The sequence below is a fragment of the Candidatus Nomurabacteria bacterium genome (assembly GCA_016699085.1).
GTDB lineage: Bacteria > Patescibacteriota > Minisyncoccia > Phycocordibacterales > UBA9973 > CAZLWF01.
Window position 1 is genome coordinate 406,400 of the sequence record CP064958.1, and the last position, 17,325, is coordinate 423,724.

The window sequence follows — 17,325 nt, forward strand, 5'->3', positions numbered from 1 at the left end:
TGTTTCTGATGGTATGGAAGTAATAAAGAAACAAAAGAATACCAAAGCAAAGACTGGCAAACCAGTACTTAAGTCTTTGGAAGTGCCTTTGTATACGCAAGCTGGCAAATCTGACAGCATGCTTCCACTTCCACCTGAATACTTTGGTTTGCCTTGGAAAGCTGATTTGGTGCACTATGTAGCAAATGCAATGCTTCTCAATAAACGTGCAGGTACTGCCGATACAAAAAGTCGCGGTGAAGTTCGCGGTGGTGGCAAGAAGCCTTGGCGTCAAAAAGGTACTGGACGAGCTCGACATGGATCAAGTCGTTCACCAATCTGGAAAGGTGGAGGTGTGACCCACGGACCGCTCGCTGAGAAAAACTACAAACAGAAAATAAATAAGAAAATGAAAGTGAAAGCTCTCTTTACTGCACTGTCAGCTAAGGCTAAAGCAGGAGATATTCTTTTCATTGACGCACTAAAACTCGACAACACGAAAACTAAAGATGCAGTGAAGATTATCGGTGCAGTAGGTACTATCAAAGGATTTGAGCGAGCAGCAAAAAATACAAAACGCCAAATTGCGCTTATCCTACCTGATTTGACTTCTCTAATGGATCGCTCATTTAGAAATCTTTCCTCTGTTGAGCTTGTTGCGACCAAAGAGCTCAATGTCGTCAATATTCTCGAATACAAAACAATTATTTTTGTTGATCCGAAAGCAACCTTTGCATTATTCGCGAAGAAATTTGCATAAATTTTATGGCTACTACAACGACTAAAAATCTATACGCACATGTCCTCACACGTCCTCGTATAACTGAGAAGGCAGCACAAGTAAGCACAAAGAATGTGTACACATTTGATATTGCAAAGACGACAACGAAGAACGAAATTATGAAAGCTATAAAGGCTCTCTATAAAGTTACTCCAGTTGCTATCCGTGTAGTGACTATTCCACGAAGAAATGTTATACGACGTGGCAAGGCTGGTGTACAAAGCGGTGGTAAGAAAGCCTATGTATCACTTAAAAAGGGCGACAAAATAGAATTAATTTAATCGTACTGACATGAAGCACTATAAACCTACAACTCCATCACGACGTCACATGACCAATGTATCCTACAGAGGTGTTTTGACAGGCGTTAAGCCCCACAAGGCTCTGACGAGTGGCTTCAAGCGACATTCTGGTCACAACAACCAAGGCCGTATTACCACGAGACACAAAGGTGGTGGCCACAAACGACTCTATCGTGATGTTGATTTTCTATATAACAAAATTGATATTCCAGCCAAGATCACGAGTATTGAATATGATCCAAACCGAAGTGGTTTTATCGCTCTTGCTGTATATCGAGATGGTGAAAAGCGATATGTCTTGGCATCAAAAGCTATGACAGCAGGAACGAGTTTCATCGTTTCAGAAAAAGCACCACTAACTCCTGGTAATCGTTTGCCACTACGACTGATTCCAGTTGGAACTTTTGTATATAACATTGAAGTCAAACCAAAAGGCGGCGCTAAGATTGCTCGCTCTGCAGGTATTTTTGCGCAAGTCATCGCTAATACTGATGGTAAGACTCATATCAAAATGCCTTCGACTGAAGTACGCACAGTATCAGAGAATTGCTGGGCAACAATCGGTGAAGTATCAAATGAAGAATATAAATTGCAGAATTTCGGTAAAGCTGGCCGTTCTCGATGGAAGGGTATTCGTCCAACAGTTCGAGGTTCTGTCATGAATCCAGTTGACCACCCATACGGTGGAGGTGAAGGACGACAAGGCCGTGGCACTCGAAGGCCTAAGACTATGTGGGGTAAAGTCACTGGTGGACGCAAGACTCGCACACCAAAGAAATACTCAAACACCTTTATCGTCTCACGACGCAAAACTGGCAAATCAAGGAAGTCCCAATAAATCAAAAACAACTCCTCGCGGAGTTGTTTTACATTTGTTAAGATTACGATATGGAATCATATGAAAAAGATAAACAAGCTTTTACTATCTCTGGACGTATTCGAAGTATGCGGCACGCGTGTCGAGGACTACTCATCTTTATAAAAAATGAGCACAATGCTTGGCTGCATATCGTAGCGCTTATTGCTGTGGTGATGCTTGGCATGTATTTTTCTATTTCGTCTATCGAATGGTTGTTTATAATCCTAGCTGTCGGTATCGTCTTTGTCGCGGAAGCCTTTAACACTGCGCTAGAGATCGATATGAATCTGACGAGTCCTGAATTCAACCCCAAAGCTCGTGACACCAAAGATATAGCTGCAGGGGCTGTGCTCATCACCTCACTTGCCGCACTTCTCATCGGCCTCATCATATTTATACCAAAAATACTCTGGTGTTTTAAATAAAAAGACTAATAAATTGGGCTTTTTTAGATGTACGCAAATGCAAGGGAAATCCTTGCATTTTTCTGTAGTTATGGTATAGTGTCAACAAATTCATTGTTAAACAAACAAAAAAACAAATAAGCCATGCTGTACTTAAACATTTTGCCCGATACCTGGGGAATCCCATATGGTAATTCGATTGTATTAGGGATACTAATAATTCTTTTGGTGGTGTTTTTAATATACCGCAAAAGGATTTTTGCCCGATTTAAAACTCATAAGTCAGATAAGACGATCGGATTGAATGATCCAATTGTTGATGAAACAAACAGGTCAAAATTTGAAAATGGGAAAGCAATTATTGTGGCCACTGCTGATCCGAATGTTCGTCCACTTAAAAAAGCTGAAGAAGAAAAACAAGCTATTCCAGTGTCGGATGTAAATGAAAATAAAGCTGATGAACAAACTCTGGCAGTGAACTATGTTGCACCAGAGCCTGAGGCATTGCCATTTGCTGCTTTTCTGCCGGAAGATGCCAATGACTTAAATTCTGTCATCTCGGCGCATAAGAACATTCCAAAAATTGCCCTTAATGCAGAGGAATCCAGGAAAATTCTTGGAATGTTCGCAAAGGACTATGAGAGTACGATTCCTGATTTCTTTTCTAAATTGGAAACACAAAATGGTTTCGCATTAATTATGGAAACTTTTGATGGTTTTACTTTGCCGCATATGTTTGCCGGTTATTCAGAAAAGGAACTTGCGGTTAAAAAAACAGCCCTTGCCTTGTTGAAAGATATTTTGGGTGGAATTGAAGCCTATCCCGATATTGAAATAATGGAACGGCAATTAAGGAATACCTATCCATACAACCGCATGGAAAATGTCCTTCCTACCCTTGGGGAACGCGTGAAAGTAATTTCCTGCGAAGAAATAAAAAAGATCATTGGTACAATTGAGATAGCTGGTAATGAGCTCAATGACGCCCGTGAAGAAAATTCCGGGAACGATTTGATTGCAGAGGAATTAATTGAAAAAATCGCCGATCTTGTCAACTCAGCAATTGATATCTTGAAGCGTACATTGCTTTCAGAAAAAAGTGTTAATGATCTCAAAGATAGGCTCTACCCTTGCCTGATTAGGGTGATTTCACTTATGAAAGCCGGAGAGGAAGCACGTGCTTTTGATGTAGCCAAAGATATTACCGATTTGAAGAAAAAAGCTTTTGCAGAATTTACAGCAAAGGAAAAACTAAAAGATGAGGTAAAACCTGAAAACAAATCAGTACGCAGGAAAGTGGTGAAAAAAAATGCCGGTAATGGAATTGAAGAGTCAGCTTCTGAACAAATAACTCTGCCTACTGCTTTACAGGAGGAAGTATCCCCTAATACTAATGGTAGTGAAATTATAAATGAAGCAGAAAATAATTTGACGGAACCGGTAGTAAAAGAAGAGGCAGTAACTGCTTAATAAAAGCAATTGCAGCAAACCCAGGAAATTATCCTGGGTTTTTTATTTTGCCTGTATAGAGCTTACTGCTGTAGGATTTGACTTTGTACAGCAATTTGTTAGTATGGGAGAACTAGCTCAGAGGAGCTATTTTATTTCATACATGACACGATCCATCAAAAAAGGTCCTTACGTTGACCCAAAATTGCTCAAGAAAATCGAAGGTAAAGACCCCCTAAAGACTGGGGCTATTCGTACATGGTCACGAGCATCTCAAATCGCCCCTGAGATGGTAGGATTCATGTTCGGAGTTCACAATGGCAAGACACACGTTGAAGTCTTGGTGACCGAAGACATGGTAGGACACCGATTGGGCGAATTTTCACTTACTCGTAAATTTACTCGTCACGGCGGTAAGATGCAGAAAGAGCTTGAAGCTAAAGCAAAAGAATCTGAAATAGCACAAGCAAAGGCTGCTAAAGCTGCAACTGATACTAAGGCAACTAAGAAATAATATGAAAGCTTCTATTTCCAACTTACGCCAATCTCCACGCAAGGTCCGCCTTGTCGCAAGTCTTATCAAAGGCATGCCTGTTGCTACGGCTGAACTTGAGCTTGCATTTCTCACTAAGCGTGCAGCATTGCCATTTATGACACTACTAAAATCAGCAGTAGCAAATGCAGTAACCGCTGGAGTTCCGAAGGAAACTCTTATGGTCAAAGAAGTGCGTGTTGACAAGGGGGTAACACTTAAACGTATGATGCCTCGTGCTCGAGGTAGTGCGTATCGTATCAACAAACGCTCAAGTCATATTTTGATGACATTAGCTCAAAAAGTCGAAAAGGTAAAACCAGCAAAGAAAGCTGTTACTAAAAAAGTTTCTAAATAATTTGTATGTCAAAAATCGTCCATCCATATGCCCATAGGTTAGTCATTCTCCGAGATTGGAAGTCTCGTTGGTTTGCTACCGACCAAAAGTACAAAGACTTTTTGCGTGCTGATGTTTTGATAAGAGAATTTCTTGAAAAGCGACTTCGTGGTTCATACGTTTCTTCAATCGAAGTAGAACGCAATCAAAAAATGTTCCGGATGATTATCCGAACATCTCGTCCAGGCATGATCATTGGTCGCTCAGGTGAAGGCTCAATCAAGCTTAAGGCTGATATTTTGAAAGAACTCAAGAAAAAGGGGATTGCAGTTCCATCTGAACTTCGTCTTGATATTGTTGAAATCCAAAATCCAGAAGCAGATGCAGGTATCGTTGCATATATGATTGCAGAAGGTCTTGAGAAACGATTGACGTATCGTCGAGTGCTCAAGCAGACGATTGAAAAAGTCATGGCCGTCCGTGGTGTTCTCGGAGCACGTATCGTTTTGGGTGGACGACTCGGAGGTGCTGAAATCGCTCGAAGTGAAGAAATCAAACGTGGCTCGATTCCACTACAGACATTTAGAGCTGATATCGATTTTGCTCGGGAGAAAGCGCATTTGCCATACGGAGATGTTGGTATTAAAGTTTGGATTTACCGTGGAGAAATCTTTGCTGATAAGCGTGCTGCCCCAGGTGGAACAACTAAAAACTTTTCATAATAATTAAACTCCTATGTTACTACCAAAGAAAGTTAAATATAGAAAGTGGCAGCGCGCGAGAAAGGATATGGATTCTCTGACGCCTGATACCCGGGGTATTACGCTCTCGTTCGGCTCGTTTGGGCTCAAGGCGCTTGCTGCTGCTCAGATCAAATCAAACCAGCTTGAATCTGCTAGAAAAGCTATGACAAGGGCTCTTGGTAAGGGTGGACGAGTGTGGATCCGAATCTTTCCGGACCGACCGATTACAGCCAAGCCTGCTGAAGTAGGTATGGGTAAAGGCAAAGGGGATTTACAGGGATATTGTTTCGAAGTTCGCCCAGGAAGAATTATTTTCGAAATCGATGGTGTTGATGCAGTTGTTGCCAAAGAGGCCCTCCGTAAGGCTGGGACCAAGCTACCAGTAAAGACAAAAGTTATTGCTCGCTAGTCTCAAGCTCGACAAACATCAAAAAATAAGTATAGTGATTGAACATGAAAGACATACATCAAATGACAACTGACGCATTGGCAACCAAGCTAGAAGCTACTCGAGAGAGTTTGCGGTCATTTCGATTTACACTTTCTGGTGCTAAGACAAAGAATATCCGTGAAGGCAAAGCACACAAAAAGGCAGTTGCTCAGCTATTAACTGAACTTCGAATGCGTACAAAATAATCCTATGGAAACCAAAACACCAAAAATTAAAAAGACATTGCAAGGGGTTGTAACTTCAAACAGCATGGATAAGACTGTTGTTGTACTTGTGAACCGTTTCGAGAAGCACCCAAAGTATCAGAAATACGTCAAGATGTCTAAGAAATATAAGGCACATGTTGATGGTGAAAAAATCCCAGTTGGCACGAAAGTCATGATTGAAGAATGTCGCCCACTATCAAAAGATAAGCATTTTATCGTTGTTAAATAAATTTTATGGTACAAGACGGCTCAATGGTAAAAATCACAGACAATGCAGGAGGCACACTCGGCAAAGTTTTCAAAGTGCTTGGCAGTTCTAAACGCCGTTATGCTGGTATAGGCGACGTCGTCGTTATTTCAGTCAAGATTGCCCAACCTCGCAAAGGTGTCAAGAAAAAGGATGTGCATCACGCTGTTGTCGTACGTACAACAAATGCGTTTCGCCGAAAAGATGGTTCGTATATTCGATTTGATGACAATGCAGTTGTGATTATCGGAAAAAACAAGCAGCGTTATGAACCTATCGCAGGACGTGTTTTCGGACCGATTCCGCGAGAGCTTGGTGAGCGAGGTTACCAAAAGATTATTTCACTAGCACCAGAAGTTATATAACTATATGCACGTCAAAAAAGGAGACAATGTCATAGTGTTAACCGGCAAAGATAAAGGCAAGCGCGGCCAAGTGGTAAAAGCTATGCCCCAAAAGAACATGGTGATCATTGAAGGCATCAATATGAAGAAAAAGCACAAGAAGCCAACTCGAACAACAAAAGGGCAGACTATTGAACTCGCATTCCCACTTCATATTTCGAATGTGAAACTTGCCAGTGAGAAAGCCCCGAAGAAGCAAAAAGCAGCTAAAAAGAAAGCATAAATACTATGGAAACTGTCAAACAAAAAACTGAAAAAGCATACGATGTCATGAAGAAGCAATTTGGCTACACTAATGTCATGTCATCTCCTAAGGTTACAAAGATTATCATTGCTTCAGGTACAGGTAGTGGTATCAAGCGCGATAAGAATCGCAATACCTTTATCATGGAGCGAATCGGCAAAATCTCAGGACAAAAACCTTCAACAAAGCAGGCAAAGAAATCCGTTGCAAGCTTCAAGGTTCGCCAAGGTGATCCTATTGGCGTGATGGTGACACTTCGTGGTACTCGAATGCAGGCATTTCTCGATAAGCTTATCAATGTTGCATTGCCTCGAACCAAGGACTTTCGTGGTATTGATCAGAAAATTGTTGATTCAATCGGTAACCTCACTATGCCTATCAAAGAACATACTATTTTCCCAGAGACAGCAGACGAAGAGCTCAAGGATGTCTTCGGTCTTGCGATTACGATCGTAACGACAGCTAAATCTCGCGACGAGGCATTAGAATTTTTCAAACACATCGGCATACCATTTAAAAAATAAAAGCAATAAAAAAATCTTCACGAGTGAAGATTTTTTTATTGCATAATGTTGGATTCCTCTATACAATGTACCTATGGAAAAATTTAGTTTCGAAAAGAAAAATACTATTGACGTACATTCAGAGCAAACCCAGGTAGAATCTTGGCTTGCAAACGGTGAAATCTCCCCAGAATCTTACGCTCCACTTGCGCGTCTCTATAAGCTCCGTCAAGATGTTTCATTGTTGCCCCGAGAATAATATTATGACATTCGATGATTACATTAATGAGATAAAAGCGAGTCCTGATTTGGCTGAAGGTGACAAAGCCAAGGCTATTGCACTATTGACGTCGCGTGCGGTGACGCCTTCGATGCTCGATGAAGTGCAGGCTATTATCGATGCAGCATACGACAAGGAGTATGCCAAAGTTACTGCCCAAAGAAATGCGAGCTTACGCCACCCTCCTGAATCAGATCAGCCTATTGCGGCTTAAATGCTACATTGACAACGAAACCTTATTTTGCTATTGTGTCCTTAGGTTCATACGGACCTTTTTTATTTGGTTAATCCGTTTTACTCCTTGAGCAAGCACTACATACGTGCCAATTCAAGAAATAACACGTGACATTGCCAGAGAGAAATAAGCAATTTATTTATGGCAAAAAAATCAACCGTTGCACGGTCATTACGAAAACCAAAATTTAGCACCCGCAAAGTTAATCGGTGTTTTCGCTGTGGTCGCACGAGAGGTTTTATGGGGGATTTCGGACTTTGCCGTATTTGCTTTCGTGAGCTTGCCAATGAAGGCAAGATTCCTGGTATCCGCAAATCATCTTGGTAATATTATTTTCGACTAACACTATTTTATGGACCCTATTGCAGACATGCTCATAAAAATCAAGAACGCTAGTATTGCTTCGCATGAAGTGGTACTTACGCCTGCATCAAACATGAAGCGCTCGCTTTTGGAATGTCTAAAGCGTGCAGGTTATGTTGCAGGGTTTACAGAGAAAACACTTAAGAATCATCCAATATTTGAAATCGAACTCCTCTACAAAGATGGCAAGCCTCGCATCACTGATGTTGTTCGCGTGTCCAAGCCATCACGCCGAATGTATATGCAAGTCAAAGAAATGAAGCCTGTCAAAAATGGTCACGGTATTCTTATCGTCTCAACATCAAAAGGCATCCTTTCTAACAGTGAGGCGCGCAAAGAATTAGTTGGCGGCGAAGCAATATGTAAAATTTGGTAATACTTATACAACCTATATGTCACGAATAGCCAAAAAACCAATAGCAATTCCTCCAGACATCACCATCAAAGTTGATGGCAGTGTTATTACTGTAACCGGTCCGAAAGGCACTCTAACAAGAACATTTTTACCAACTATTGCTATTACAGTAGAATCAAATGAGCTCATCTTAGTGCCTCAAAATGATGCTCCAGCTACACGTGCACTTTGGGGGACATATGCATCACATTTGAAAAATATGATTACAGGGGTGACGACACCATTTTCCAAGAAACTTATTTTAGAAGGCGTTGGCTACAAATCAGAAGTCTCTGGTAAAAATCTTGTCCTAGCGCTGGGCTTCTCACATCCAGTTTCAATGCCAATACCAGAAGGTCTTACGGTTACTGCTGAGAAAAACCAGATCACTGTTACAGGCATTGATACTGAATCCGTTGGACAGTTTACAGCCACAATACGTTCACTGAAGAAACCAGAACCATATAAAGGAAAAGGATTTCGATATGATGGAGAAGTTATTCGTCGTAAGCAAGGTAAGAAAGCAGCATAGTACATTTGTATGAAAATGAAAAACAAAAAAACTGAAAAGCGATTGCGCATCAAGCGAAAAATCAAGATGAAAATATCAGGTACTTCAGAGCGTCCACGACTTACAGTATTTCGATCAAATAAATTTATCTATGCTCAGCTTATTGATGATGTCAAAATGGTAACACTTGCGCAGGCTTCTGATAGTAAGATTACAAAAGGTACAAAAAATGAGCGTGCAAAAGAAATCGGCAAAGCAATCGCCAAGGCTGGTATCGACAAAGGGATCACAAACGTTGTGTTTGACCGCAATGGATTCAAGTATACTGGTAGAGTAAAATTATTGGCTGATGAAGCACGCAGTGGCGGACTATTATTTTAACTATTATTATGGAACCAGAACAAGCAACAACTAAAATACCAGAGAATGCACCAGCTGAGGCACCTGCGTTTGATCGTCCACGACGAGGTACTCGCGGTGGTGGAGGTAGTGGTCGGGGAGGTCGCGGTGGATCTTTTGCAAGACCAAAGCCTGAATTTGACCAGAAGATAGTTTCAATCCGACGTGTAACTCGTGTTGTTTCCGGTGGTCGCCGTATGAGTTTCTCAGTTGCTATGATTATAGGAGACAAAAAGGGTTCAGTAGGATTTGGTACTGGCAAGGCATCAGATACAGCGCTCGCTATCGCCAAAGCTCTCAAGCATGCTCGAAAAAACATGATTACAGTCTCGATGACAAAGACTGGATCAATCCCGTATGACATATCTGCCAAATTCGCAAGCTCACGTGTTATGTTGATGCCAAACCGTGGCAAGGGAATCGTAGCCGGCAGTACTGTTCGTGATATCGTTATCCTCCTTGGTCTTAAAGACGTCACAACCAAGATTTATTCACGAAGTAAAAATGGTCTCAATAATGCACAAGCAACAATCAAAGCATTAAGTAGTATTGCCAAGAAGCGACGTGTATCTGTTGTTGAAGAGGCTCAAGCATTCACTCAATAAAATTATATGCAATTCCATACACTACAACGCAAAAATAAAAATCCAAAAAAGATTACTGTCGGCCGAGGCGGTCGTCGCGGTAAAACTTCTGGGAGAGGAACCAAAGGTCAGAAAGCTCGTGCGGGGCACAAGATTCGCCCAATGATTCGTGATATCATAAAGAAGCTTCCAAAGCGACGTGGTCGCGGTAAGAATAGTTTCAAAAGTTTTGCGTATAAGCCAAAAACAGTCAATCTTGCAGTGCTTGAAAAGCATTTCACAACTGGCGAAGTGGTGACACCAAGCAGTTTGCTTGCTAAGGGTCTCATTACAAGGACCAAGGGTGTTACTCCTCGTGTAAAAATATTAAGTGATGGTGAACTTACTAAGAAGCTTACAATCAAGGATTGTCTCGTTTCAGTAGTGACTCGAGAAAAGCTTACCACCGGAGGTAGTACTATTTTATAAAACAAATGGAAAAGCTAAAAAATAAGATAAAAATTATTCTTCATGACAAACGGCTCTTGAAGCGAATCGGTTTTGTCATTTTAATGTTAGCAGCATTTAGATTGCTTGCGGCAATTCCAATTCCTGGCATTGATGCGGCACGACTTGCACAATTCCTCTCAACAAATCAATTTTTCGGCATTCTCAATATTTTTTCTGGCGGTGGACTTTCAAATCTGTCTATCATCATGCTTGGGGTAGGACCTTTCATTACGGCATCTATCATCATGCAGCTTTTGACACTCATGGTTCCAAGGCTCAAGTCACTCTATCAAGAAGAAGGCGAAGCTGGTCGCAAGCGCTTTACGCAGTATTCAAGGCTTTTGACGGTACCGCTTGCAGCACTCCAGGGCTTTACACTCCTTATTGTTCTTAACCGCCAAGGTATTATTGAATCATTTACACCGTTTGCAATTGCAGTTAACTTGATCGTCATTATTGCCGGATCGATACTTCTTATGTGGATCGGCGAGCTTATTTCAGAATATGGCATCGGTAATGGTGTCTCACTCATTATTTTTGCAGGTATTGTATCCCAAATGCCACGGGAAATTAGCCAATTGATTTTTAGTTACGACCCATCGCAAATTCCAATCTACATATTATTTGCTGTAGTCGCGTTTGTTATGATTGCCGGTGTCGTTATGGTCACCGAAGCAGAACGACCGATTCCAGTCACTTATGCTAAACAAGTACGAGGCTCACGAGTATCAGGTGGCACATCGACGTATATTCCACTTCGTATCAACCAAGCTGGTGTTATTCCGATCATCTTTGCATTAGCCATATTGCTTTTCCCACAGCTGTTAGGGAACTTACTAGCAACCTCTACGAACGGATTCCTTCACCAAGCATCAACCGTACTGTTATCATTTACTCAAGGTTCAGTCGCATACGGTATCGCATACTTCGTTTTGGTTTTCCTCTTTACGTACTTCTACACTGCGGTGACCTTTGATCCACATACGATGGCAGAAAATTTGCAGAAAGGTGGCGCATTTATTCCAGGTATTCGTCCAGGTCAAGCAACGGAAGAATACGTTGGAACGATTGTGACGCGTATTACGCTCCTAGGTGCACTATTCTTAGGCTTTGTGGCAGTGTTGCCGCTTATCATGCAAGCTATTAGTGGTATTACAACGATCGCTATCGGTGGTACTGCACTCCTTATCGTTGTCTCAGTTATCATCGATCTCTTGAAAAAAATTGATGCCCAGGTGTCAATGAGGGAATACTAAAAATAGCGAGTATGGCACCATACTCGCTATTTTGTTGTTTTCATTTATACTACAAATATGCATCCAGAAACCTTTATCTTCATTGGCCGGTCAGGCTGTGGGAAGGGTACCCAAGCCAAGTTATTGATAGATATACTCAAAGCTCGCGATCATGATCGTGATGTTTTCTATTTGGAAACCGGTGCGCAATTTCGCGAATTAATAAAAAAGCCGACGTTCACTAGTTCACTGGCGTATGATATTTATAAGTCTGGTGAATTACAACCATCATTTCTCGCTATTCATGTATGGTCACATGAATTTATCGCCGGCTTAAATGGCAGACAGCATATGGTGCTCGATGGCACACCAAGAGGTCTAGGGGAAGCAATGATTCTCGATGGAGCGCTTCGCTTCTATCAGCGAGTAAAGCCAACTATAGTGTATATGAATGTAAGCAATGCATGGTCCCAAGAGAGATTACGAGACCGCAAGCGTTCGGATGATCGCAGTCAAGATGAGGTAACCAAGCGTCTGGCTTGGTTTGATAAAGATGTAATGCCTGCAGTTGAGTATTTCCGTAATGAGCCGTGGTATAACTTCATTGAAGTAAATGGTGAACAATCTATAGAAGTAGTTTGGGCAGAGCTTCAGGAGAAAATAAATTTTTCTAAATAAAAAGTTTTCAGAGGATTTTTTTGGTCCTCGGTTCTCCTCTTTGCTTTCGCAAAGAGGCCAGACTAAAAAAATCCTCTGAAAACTTTTTATTGGTTCAGGTAACTGGTCATGTATTTAGTCATATGGTCATCATCAAAACTGACAAAGAAATAGCAATACTTCGTGAAGGCGGCAAAAGGCTCGCTTGGATTTTAGATATGGTAGCCAAGAAAATTGTTCCAGGAATTACTACGGGCGAACTCGATAGCTATGCAAAACTTCTAATACATGAAGGCGGTGATACTGCAGCATTTTTAGGCTACACACCTGATGGTGCAAATTATCCCTATCCCGCGGCTCTTTGTACATCAATTAATGATGAAGTAGTACATGGCATACCGACAAATCGTAAACTCAAAAAAGGTGATATTGTTTCGATTGATCTAGGACTTAAACATGATGGTATGTTTACTGATCACGCGAGGACTATTGCCGTTGGTAAACCAACCAAGCAGCTACAAAAATTACTTTCGACAACCGAAGAAGCTCTCATGATAGGAATACAAGCTGCAAGGGGTGGGAGCACAGTAGGCGACGTAGGCGCTGCAATTGAGGCTTATGTGAAGCCTTATGGCTACGGTATTGTGCGTGAGCTTGCAGGGCATGGTGTTGGTCGAGCAATCCACGAAGATCCCTATGTGCCGAATTTTGGTAAAGCGGGCAAAGGTGAACGGTTGGTACCTGGCATGGTTATAGCGATCGAACCGATGCTAAATCTAGGAAGCAAAGAGGTTGTATTTGAAGATGATGGCTACACAGTCAAAACCAGAGATGGCAAACAAAGTGCACATTTTGAGCATACGATTCTTATCACCAAAGGAGAGCCTGAAATTTTGACAAGTTTAAATTAAAATTCCGCCAGATGGCGGAATTTTAATTTAAAAACCTTTAACTCTTTTTCTTGTCAGGCAGAATTTCATTGAGACCTTTAATTGATATATATGGAGATAATATGGTAGCTGCAAGATATGCGATTGAACCTGTTTCCATAAGCTCATGAGCACTGTATCCGGTCGCCCCTGCTCCGAATAGTATTGCCAAAGCGCCACCAAATTTTATAATATTTTTTTTAATATTTGAAGCAGTTTCTGGGTGCTGCTCTTCTTGTTGTATTGTGATTTGATTTGCTTCTGTATATATATCTTTTGCCTTAGTGAGTAATGCAGCTTCCTCTTGTGTTTTTGGTGTTACAGTCTCATTAATTAACTCATCCATAAGTGCGTCTTGAGCAATTTCTGCTGTTTGATCTGTGTTTGTATTTGTTCCTGTTTCCGCACGTTTCCCGATACCTGGCATTATTTCCATAATTTTTTATTTAAACTTATAATTTATTCGCTTTTCTGTATTTTCTCCAAATCTCCGTTAAGTGAATCGATGAGAGAATTAAACTCTTTGAAAAAGAGGGTTTTTTCTTCCTCAGATGCTAAACCGTCCTTGATTTTTTGTGCTAATTGTGTGATTTCTTCGTCAGTCATAGTGGTGGGTGATTAATAATGATTATCTCTATTATAGCGGGGAACAACAGTATGTCAAAGATAAAATCCCCTCCGCACAAACGAGTGTGGAGGGGATTATTAGTTATTTGCTATAGCATACTTAGTAGTTGAAACCTCTTCTATTACAGTAGACGTTCCATCCACCACCTTTTTTTCTTTGCTAAGCTTTTTAATATTCTTAGCTCTCTTTGCTGCATTATAACTACAGCCATCGATTGAAGTTATTTTTCCAACTATCCACTTTATGAATTCCATAATTTGATTTTTTTAGATTATATACTATTTATACTCTTTTGTCAATACATATACAGTGCGAGTTTGTATAGGTTATTTTTCAAAGTATTCTATAATACAAACAATGCAGCCGACGTTTAATGAACTTCCTAAATTTCAAACTCCTGAAGAGGAGCTTACTTACTTGCGAGAACATGTTGCGAGGCGTGAACAGGAACTAAAAGAGCAAGGAACTCCAGCTTCCACAGAAAGTGTTGCCAAAGAGGCGATTGCTTCCTATAAAGAAATTCCGCAGGAGCAAGTGTTAACTACGAACATCCAAGTTACTAAAAAAGAAATCGAAGGTTTTGCACTTCCGCTTACACCTGAACCTCATGATACAAAAATGGAAGAGCTTTTAGGGGTACTTTTGTCGCGTGGGGTAAAGGTCGCGCTTGAGATGGCAAATGGATTTCATAATCCTCATATTGATGATGACTTTCATCGTTTTTTGGCACAGTATCTAATCGCTACCCATGCTGTACCCGGACTCAAAGATGGCACACCAATTTTCAAAGGACTTAATATGTCGCTTTTTGAGATTACATTACCGCCAGTAGCTGCTGGTAAAGAACGTGGCTTCAAGGAACTCCTCGGCGCTATGGAACAGTTTTATGCAGGCATGCAATCTGTCGCAAGTGATACATCCAATAAAACCAAAGAGTATTACACGATAGAAATAGCACTCTCAAGTGCAAGTGATGAAGTGATTATTTATGCGGCTATACCAGCGGGGAAAGGTCCGCTTTTTGAGAAACAAGTGTTTGCTTTCTATACCGATGCTAAGATTCGTGAAATTACTGATGATTATAATATTTTCAATGCAAACGGTAGTGCAGCAGGGGCGTTTGCAACACTTGCAGAGTCCGATGCCTTGCCGATAAAAATGCATGACACACTCGATCATGATCCAATGAACTCTATCTTAAATGTCTTTACTAAAATGAAGCGTGTTGGTGAGGGGGCAGCAATACAGTTTGTTATTGCACCTGCAGGGGATAAATTTATTAAACGCTTTACATCGATGCTTGCTGATCTAAAAGACGGCATGACGATTAAAGAATCTGCCGATAAGAACAATATTGGCGCAGCCTTTCTGTCTGCTTCTAAGGATTTGATTTTTGGTGGAACTAAAAAAGAGAAAGAAAAGAAAATCGACGATAATGCAGTCACAAAAGTTGGCGAGAAAATCAAAAGTACGATTGTCGTAAGTGGTATTCGTATTATTGCTTCTGCAGAAACCAAAGAAAGGGCAAATAATATTTTATCTGAGCTTGAATCAGCATTCAACCAATTTGCAGAACCAAACAGTAACAAATTTATATTTAATAAAATAAATGATAGAAAGTTGGCGGAACTTTTTCATGCATATTCGTATCGATTGTATGAAGAGAGTATTATGATGCCATTAAATTTTACTGAGTTATCGACTGTTTTCCACTTTCCGATGGGTGTTGGTAATCCGCAGTTAAAAGAAGCCAAGGCTGGTATTGCGCCTGCACCTGTGGATATGAGTACGGACGGCATCTTGCTTGGCTACAACGAATATCGAGGCATGAAGACTCCCGTACATATGAAGCGAGAAGACCGTATGCGACATTTCTATGTTATCGGTCAGACAGGTACTGGTAAGACCGGTATTTTAAAGTCAATGATTGCGCAGGATATCAAAAATGGCGAAGGTTGTTGCTTTATTGATCCGCACGGCAACGATGTACAAGATATTCTTTCGTATGTACCAAAAGAGCGTATCGATGATGTCATCTACTTTGACCCAGCATACATTCCGCGACCAATGGCGCTTAATATGCTTGAGTATGATCCCCGTTTCCCAGAACAAAAGACAATGGTGATCGACACTCTCATGCTCATATTCAATCAGCTTTTCGATATGAAGACAGGTGGTGGGCCGATGTTCGAACAATATTTCAAAAATAGCGCGTATCTCGTTATGGATCACTTGGAAAGTGGTAGCACACTTCTTGAAATTACGCGTGTCTTGGCAGATAAATCGTTCCGCGATATGAAGCTCTCGCATTGCAAAAATCCAATCGTCAAACAATTCTGGGCTGGCGCTGAAGCAACCACGGGGGATCAGGGTCTTGCGAACTTTGTGCCATACGTGACGTCAAAGTTTGATGTCTTTATATCGAACGAATTCATGCGGCCTGTTGTGCTCCAAGAGAAGTCTGTGCTTAATTTCCGAGACATCATGGACAACAAGAAAATTCTTCTCGTTAATCTTTCCAAAGGCCGTCTCGGTGAACTCAATGCAAATCTTATCGGTATGCTTATTGTTATGAAGCTCCAAATGGCAGCACTATCTCGTGTTGATTCATATGGTAAAACGTTAGCTGATTTCTATCTCTACATCGATGAGTTCCAAAACGTGACGACGCCTGCGATCGCTTCTATTCTCTCTGAGGCGCGTAAATATCGTCTGTCGCTCAACATGGCACATCAATATATCGCTCAGCTTCCGGAAGACATCAAAGGTGCAGTTTTCGGTAACGTTGGCTCGATGGCAGTGTTTCGAGTCTCTCCTGAAGATGCAGGATTCCTGGAATCGAAATTCGCGCCAACATTTACTGCTCAGGACATTACCAAGCTTGATAACCGTAATGCGTACATGAGCATGATCATCAATGGTGCACCATCACTGAAGCCATTCAACATTGTTACGGCTGATTTTCCTAAAGCAGATTTCTCTATGGTTGATAAACTCAAAGAACTTTCATACTTGAAATATGGTAGCGATAGGGAAGAAGTCGAAGCGGCAGTATTTGCGAAATTTGATCAGTCCAGGTAAGTATAAAGAAATCAGAAAGATTTTTCTTGTTGCGGGACTCGCTTCGCTCAAACAAGTCCTCACTACAAAAAATCTTTCTGATTTCTTTATTTGTTCTGG

29 protein-coding genes are annotated in these 17,325 nt (G+C 41.1%); 26 read left to right on the forward strand and 3 right to left on the reverse strand.

The window, feature by feature from the left end; translation table 11 throughout:
- The first annotated feature begins 13 nt into the window (after nt 1–13).
- The 25 genes from rplD to map all read left to right on the forward strand — a co-directional run bounded on the left by rplD (nt 14) and on the right by map (nt 13,499).
- Complete coding sequence (gene rplD / locus IPF86_02105) at nt 14–739, forward strand: 50S ribosomal protein L4 (protein ID QQR50696.1); 726 nt, start codon at nt 14–16, stop codon at nt 737–739.
- Between the two features lie 5 nt (nt 740–744).
- Complete coding sequence (locus IPF86_02110) at nt 745–1,041, forward strand: 50S ribosomal protein L23 (protein ID QQR49865.1); 297 nt, start codon at nt 745–747, stop codon at nt 1,039–1,041.
- 10 nt (nt 1,042–1,051) lie between these two features.
- A complete protein-coding gene (rplB, locus tag IPF86_02115) occupies nt 1,052–1,900 on the forward strand; it encodes a 50S ribosomal protein L2 (protein QQR49866.1) in 849 nt (282 codons plus the stop codon).
- A 50-nt stretch (nt 1,901–1,950) separates the two neighbouring features.
- A complete protein-coding gene (locus tag IPF86_02120; GenBank protein ID QQR49867.1) occupies nt 1,951–2,346 on the forward strand; it encodes a diacylglycerol kinase family protein in 396 nt (131 codons plus the stop codon).
- 279 nt (nt 2,347–2,625) lie between these two features.
- Nucleotides 2,626–3,795: a hypothetical protein gene (locus tag IPF86_02125; protein QQR49868.1), complete on the forward strand. Its 1,170-nt coding sequence runs from the start codon at nt 2,626–2,628 to the stop codon at nt 3,793–3,795.
- Nucleotides 3,796–3,937: 142 nt separating this feature from the next.
- Entirely contained in the window at nt 3,938–4,288 is a 351-nt protein-coding gene (gene rpsS, locus IPF86_02130; GenBank protein QQR50697.1) for a 30S ribosomal protein S19, read from the forward strand.
- A gap of 1 nt (nt 4,289) precedes the next feature.
- Entirely contained in the window at nt 4,290–4,664 is a 375-nt protein-coding gene (gene rplV / locus IPF86_02135; protein ID QQR49869.1) for a 50S ribosomal protein L22, read from the forward strand.
- Between the two features lie 5 nt (nt 4,665–4,669).
- Nucleotides 4,670–5,365, forward strand: coding sequence for a 30S ribosomal protein S3 (rpsC, locus tag IPF86_02140; GenBank protein QQR49870.1), 696 nt, complete (start codon nt 4,670–4,672; stop codon nt 5,363–5,365).
- A gap of 13 nt (nt 5,366–5,378) precedes the next feature.
- Nucleotides 5,379–5,795: a 50S ribosomal protein L16 gene (gene rplP / locus IPF86_02145; GenBank protein ID QQR49871.1), complete on the forward strand. Its 417-nt coding sequence runs from the start codon at nt 5,379–5,381 to the stop codon at nt 5,793–5,795.
- 44 nt (nt 5,796–5,839) lie between these two features.
- A complete protein-coding gene (locus IPF86_02150; GenBank protein QQR49872.1) occupies nt 5,840–6,022 on the forward strand; it encodes a 50S ribosomal protein L29 in 183 nt (60 codons plus the stop codon).
- Between the two features lie 4 nt (nt 6,023–6,026).
- Nucleotides 6,027–6,272 (forward strand): 30S ribosomal protein S17, encoded by a 246-nt coding sequence (gene rpsQ, locus IPF86_02155; GenBank protein QQR49873.1) that lies wholly within the window; start codon nt 6,027–6,029, stop codon nt 6,270–6,272.
- Nucleotides 6,273–6,277: 5 nt separating this feature from the next.
- A complete protein-coding gene (gene rplN, locus IPF86_02160; protein QQR49874.1) occupies nt 6,278–6,655 on the forward strand; it encodes a 50S ribosomal protein L14 in 378 nt (125 codons plus the stop codon).
- 4 nt (nt 6,656–6,659) lie between these two features.
- Nucleotides 6,660–6,917 carry a 50S ribosomal protein L24 gene (gene rplX, locus IPF86_02165; GenBank protein QQR49875.1) on the forward strand — a complete coding sequence of 86 codons (258 nt, stop codon included), beginning with the start codon at nt 6,660–6,662 and terminating at the stop codon, nt 6,915–6,917.
- Between the two features lie 5 nt (nt 6,918–6,922).
- On the forward strand, nt 6,923–7,462 hold the full coding sequence (rplE, locus tag IPF86_02170) for a 50S ribosomal protein L5 (protein ID QQR49876.1): 540 nt from the start codon (nt 6,923–6,925) through the stop codon (nt 7,460–7,462).
- Between the two features lie 73 nt (nt 7,463–7,535).
- Complete coding sequence (locus IPF86_02175) at nt 7,536–7,700, forward strand: hypothetical protein (protein ID QQR49877.1); 165 nt, start codon at nt 7,536–7,538, stop codon at nt 7,698–7,700.
- 4 nt (nt 7,701–7,704) lie between these two features.
- Nucleotides 7,705–7,935 (forward strand): hypothetical protein, encoded by a 231-nt coding sequence (locus tag IPF86_02180; protein QQR49878.1) that lies wholly within the window; start codon nt 7,705–7,707, stop codon nt 7,933–7,935.
- Nucleotides 7,936–8,097: 162 nt separating this feature from the next.
- Nucleotides 8,098–8,283, forward strand: a complete 186-nt coding sequence (locus IPF86_02185) for a type Z 30S ribosomal protein S14 (protein QQR49879.1) — start codon at nt 8,098–8,100, stop codon at nt 8,281–8,283.
- Between the two features lie 25 nt (nt 8,284–8,308).
- Complete coding sequence (gene rpsH, locus IPF86_02190; GenBank protein QQR49880.1) at nt 8,309–8,695, forward strand: 30S ribosomal protein S8; 387 nt, start codon at nt 8,309–8,311, stop codon at nt 8,693–8,695.
- A 16-nt stretch (nt 8,696–8,711) separates the two neighbouring features.
- Entirely contained in the window at nt 8,712–9,245 is a 534-nt protein-coding gene (gene rplF / locus IPF86_02195) for a 50S ribosomal protein L6 (GenBank protein ID QQR49881.1), read from the forward strand.
- Nucleotides 9,246–9,260: 15 nt separating this feature from the next.
- The gene (locus IPF86_02200; protein QQR49882.1) at nt 9,261–9,605 is read left to right on the forward strand and encodes a 50S ribosomal protein L18; all 345 of its coding nucleotides are present in this window, start codon (nt 9,261–9,263) and stop codon (nt 9,603–9,605) included.
- 8 nt (nt 9,606–9,613) lie between these two features.
- A complete protein-coding gene (locus IPF86_02205; GenBank protein QQR49883.1) occupies nt 9,614–10,228 on the forward strand; it encodes a 30S ribosomal protein S5 in 615 nt (204 codons plus the stop codon).
- Nucleotides 10,229–10,234: 6 nt separating this feature from the next.
- The gene (locus tag IPF86_02210) at nt 10,235–10,675 is read left to right on the forward strand and encodes an uL15 family ribosomal protein (GenBank protein ID QQR49884.1); all 441 of its coding nucleotides are present in this window, start codon (nt 10,235–10,237) and stop codon (nt 10,673–10,675) included.
- A gap of 5 nt (nt 10,676–10,680) precedes the next feature.
- Nucleotides 10,681–11,952 carry a preprotein translocase subunit SecY gene (gene secY, locus IPF86_02215; protein QQR49885.1) on the forward strand — a complete coding sequence of 424 codons (1,272 nt, stop codon included), beginning with the start codon at nt 10,681–10,683 and terminating at the stop codon, nt 11,950–11,952.
- A 57-nt stretch (nt 11,953–12,009) separates the two neighbouring features.
- The gene (locus IPF86_02220; protein ID QQR49886.1) at nt 12,010–12,609 is read left to right on the forward strand and encodes a nucleoside monophosphate kinase; all 600 of its coding nucleotides are present in this window, start codon (nt 12,010–12,012) and stop codon (nt 12,607–12,609) included.
- A gap of 122 nt (nt 12,610–12,731) precedes the next feature.
- Nucleotides 12,732–13,499 carry a type I methionyl aminopeptidase gene (gene map / locus IPF86_02225; GenBank protein QQR49887.1) on the forward strand — a complete coding sequence of 256 codons (768 nt, stop codon included), beginning with the start codon at nt 12,732–12,734 and terminating at the stop codon, nt 13,497–13,499.
- A gap of 37 nt (nt 13,500–13,536) precedes the next feature.
- Here map and IPF86_02230 read toward each other — a convergent pair whose 3' ends face one another.
- From IPF86_02230 to IPF86_02240, 3 genes are all read right to left on the reverse strand, one after another.
- Nucleotides 13,537–13,953: a hypothetical protein gene (locus IPF86_02230; GenBank protein ID QQR49888.1), complete on the reverse strand. Its 417-nt coding sequence runs from the start codon at nt 13,951–13,953 to the stop codon at nt 13,537–13,539.
- A 23-nt stretch (nt 13,954–13,976) separates the two neighbouring features.
- Nucleotides 13,977–14,123, reverse strand: coding sequence for a hypothetical protein (locus IPF86_02235; protein ID QQR49889.1), 147 nt, complete (start codon nt 14,121–14,123; stop codon nt 13,977–13,979).
- Between the two features lie 99 nt (nt 14,124–14,222).
- Nucleotides 14,223–14,399 carry a hypothetical protein gene (locus IPF86_02240; GenBank protein QQR49890.1) on the reverse strand — a complete coding sequence of 59 codons (177 nt, stop codon included), beginning with the start codon at nt 14,397–14,399 and terminating at the stop codon, nt 14,223–14,225.
- A 103-nt stretch (nt 14,400–14,502) separates the two neighbouring features.
- Between IPF86_02240 and IPF86_02245 the strand changes: the two genes are divergently transcribed.
- Nucleotides 14,503–17,226 carry a type IV secretion system DNA-binding domain-containing protein gene (locus IPF86_02245; protein QQR49891.1) on the forward strand — a complete coding sequence of 908 codons (2,724 nt, stop codon included), beginning with the start codon at nt 14,503–14,505 and terminating at the stop codon, nt 17,224–17,226.
- Nucleotides 17,227–17,325 lie beyond the last annotated feature (99 nt).

What these genes read in the sequence shown, in the direction of transcription:
- IPF86_02200 (QQR49882.1), top strand. Translation starts at nt 9,261, where the DNA reads ATGAAAAACAAAAAAACTGAAAAGCGATTGCGCATCAAGCGAAAAATC.
- rplV (QQR49869.1), top strand. Translation starts at nt 4,290, where the DNA reads ATGAAAGCTTCTATTTCCAACTTACGCCAATCTCCACGCAAGGTCCGC.
- IPF86_02120 (QQR49867.1), top strand. Translation starts at nt 1,951, where the DNA reads ATGGAATCATATGAAAAAGATAAACAAGCTTTTACTATCTCTGGACGT.
- rplN (QQR49874.1), top strand. Translation starts at nt 6,278, where the DNA reads ATGGTACAAGACGGCTCAATGGTAAAAATCACAGACAATGCAGGAGGC.
- IPF86_02245 (QQR49891.1), top strand. Translation starts at nt 14,503, where the DNA reads ATGCAGCCGACGTTTAATGAACTTCCTAAATTTCAAACTCCTGAAGAG.
- rpsQ (QQR49873.1), top strand. Translation starts at nt 6,027, where the DNA reads ATGGAAACCAAAACACCAAAAATTAAAAAGACATTGCAAGGGGTTGTA.
- rplP (QQR49871.1), top strand. Translation starts at nt 5,379, where the DNA reads ATGTTACTACCAAAGAAAGTTAAATATAGAAAGTGGCAGCGCGCGAGA.
- IPF86_02230 (QQR49888.1), bottom strand. Translation starts at nt 13,953, where the DNA reads ATGGAAATAATGCCAGGTATCGGGAAACGTGCGGAAACAGGAACAAAT.
- rpsH (QQR49880.1), top strand. Translation starts at nt 8,309, where the DNA reads ATGGACCCTATTGCAGACATGCTCATAAAAATCAAGAACGCTAGTATT.
- rplF (QQR49881.1), top strand. Translation starts at nt 8,712, where the DNA reads ATGTCACGAATAGCCAAAAAACCAATAGCAATTCCTCCAGACATCACC.
- IPF86_02110 (QQR49865.1), top strand. Translation starts at nt 745, where the DNA reads ATGGCTACTACAACGACTAAAAATCTATACGCACATGTCCTCACACGT.
- rplD (QQR50696.1), top strand. Translation starts at nt 14, where the DNA reads ATGGAAGTAATAAAGAAACAAAAGAATACCAAAGCAAAGACTGGCAAA.
- secY (QQR49885.1), top strand. Translation starts at nt 10,681, where the DNA reads ATGGAAAAGCTAAAAAATAAGATAAAAATTATTCTTCATGACAAACGG.
- IPF86_02205 (QQR49883.1), top strand. Translation starts at nt 9,614, where the DNA reads ATGGAACCAGAACAAGCAACAACTAAAATACCAGAGAATGCACCAGCT.
- IPF86_02235 (QQR49889.1), bottom strand. Translation starts at nt 14,123, where the DNA reads ATGACTGACGAAGAAATCACACAATTAGCACAAAAAATCAAGGACGGT.
- rplE (QQR49876.1), top strand. Translation starts at nt 6,923, where the DNA reads ATGGAAACTGTCAAACAAAAAACTGAAAAAGCATACGATGTCATGAAG.
- IPF86_02150 (QQR49872.1), top strand. Translation starts at nt 5,840, where the DNA reads ATGAAAGACATACATCAAATGACAACTGACGCATTGGCAACCAAGCTA.
- rpsS (QQR50697.1), top strand. Translation starts at nt 3,938, where the DNA reads ATGACACGATCCATCAAAAAAGGTCCTTACGTTGACCCAAAATTGCTC.
- rpsC (QQR49870.1), top strand. Translation starts at nt 4,670, where the DNA reads ATGTCAAAAATCGTCCATCCATATGCCCATAGGTTAGTCATTCTCCGA.
- IPF86_02210 (QQR49884.1), top strand. Translation starts at nt 10,235, where the DNA reads ATGCAATTCCATACACTACAACGCAAAAATAAAAATCCAAAAAAGATT.
- IPF86_02175 (QQR49877.1), top strand. Translation starts at nt 7,536, where the DNA reads ATGGAAAAATTTAGTTTCGAAAAGAAAAATACTATTGACGTACATTCA.
- map (QQR49887.1), top strand. Translation starts at nt 12,732, where the DNA reads ATGGTCATCATCAAAACTGACAAAGAAATAGCAATACTTCGTGAAGGC.
- IPF86_02240 (QQR49890.1), bottom strand. Translation starts at nt 14,399, where the DNA reads ATGGAATTCATAAAGTGGATAGTTGGAAAAATAACTTCAATCGATGGC.
- rplX (QQR49875.1), top strand. Translation starts at nt 6,660, where the DNA reads ATGCACGTCAAAAAAGGAGACAATGTCATAGTGTTAACCGGCAAAGAT.
- IPF86_02220 (QQR49886.1), top strand. Translation starts at nt 12,010, where the DNA reads ATGCATCCAGAAACCTTTATCTTCATTGGCCGGTCAGGCTGTGGGAAG.
- rplB (QQR49866.1), top strand. Translation starts at nt 1,052, where the DNA reads ATGAAGCACTATAAACCTACAACTCCATCACGACGTCACATGACCAAT.
- IPF86_02185 (QQR49879.1), top strand. Translation starts at nt 8,098, where the DNA reads ATGGCAAAAAAATCAACCGTTGCACGGTCATTACGAAAACCAAAATTT.
- IPF86_02180 (QQR49878.1), top strand. Translation starts at nt 7,705, where the DNA reads ATGACATTCGATGATTACATTAATGAGATAAAAGCGAGTCCTGATTTG.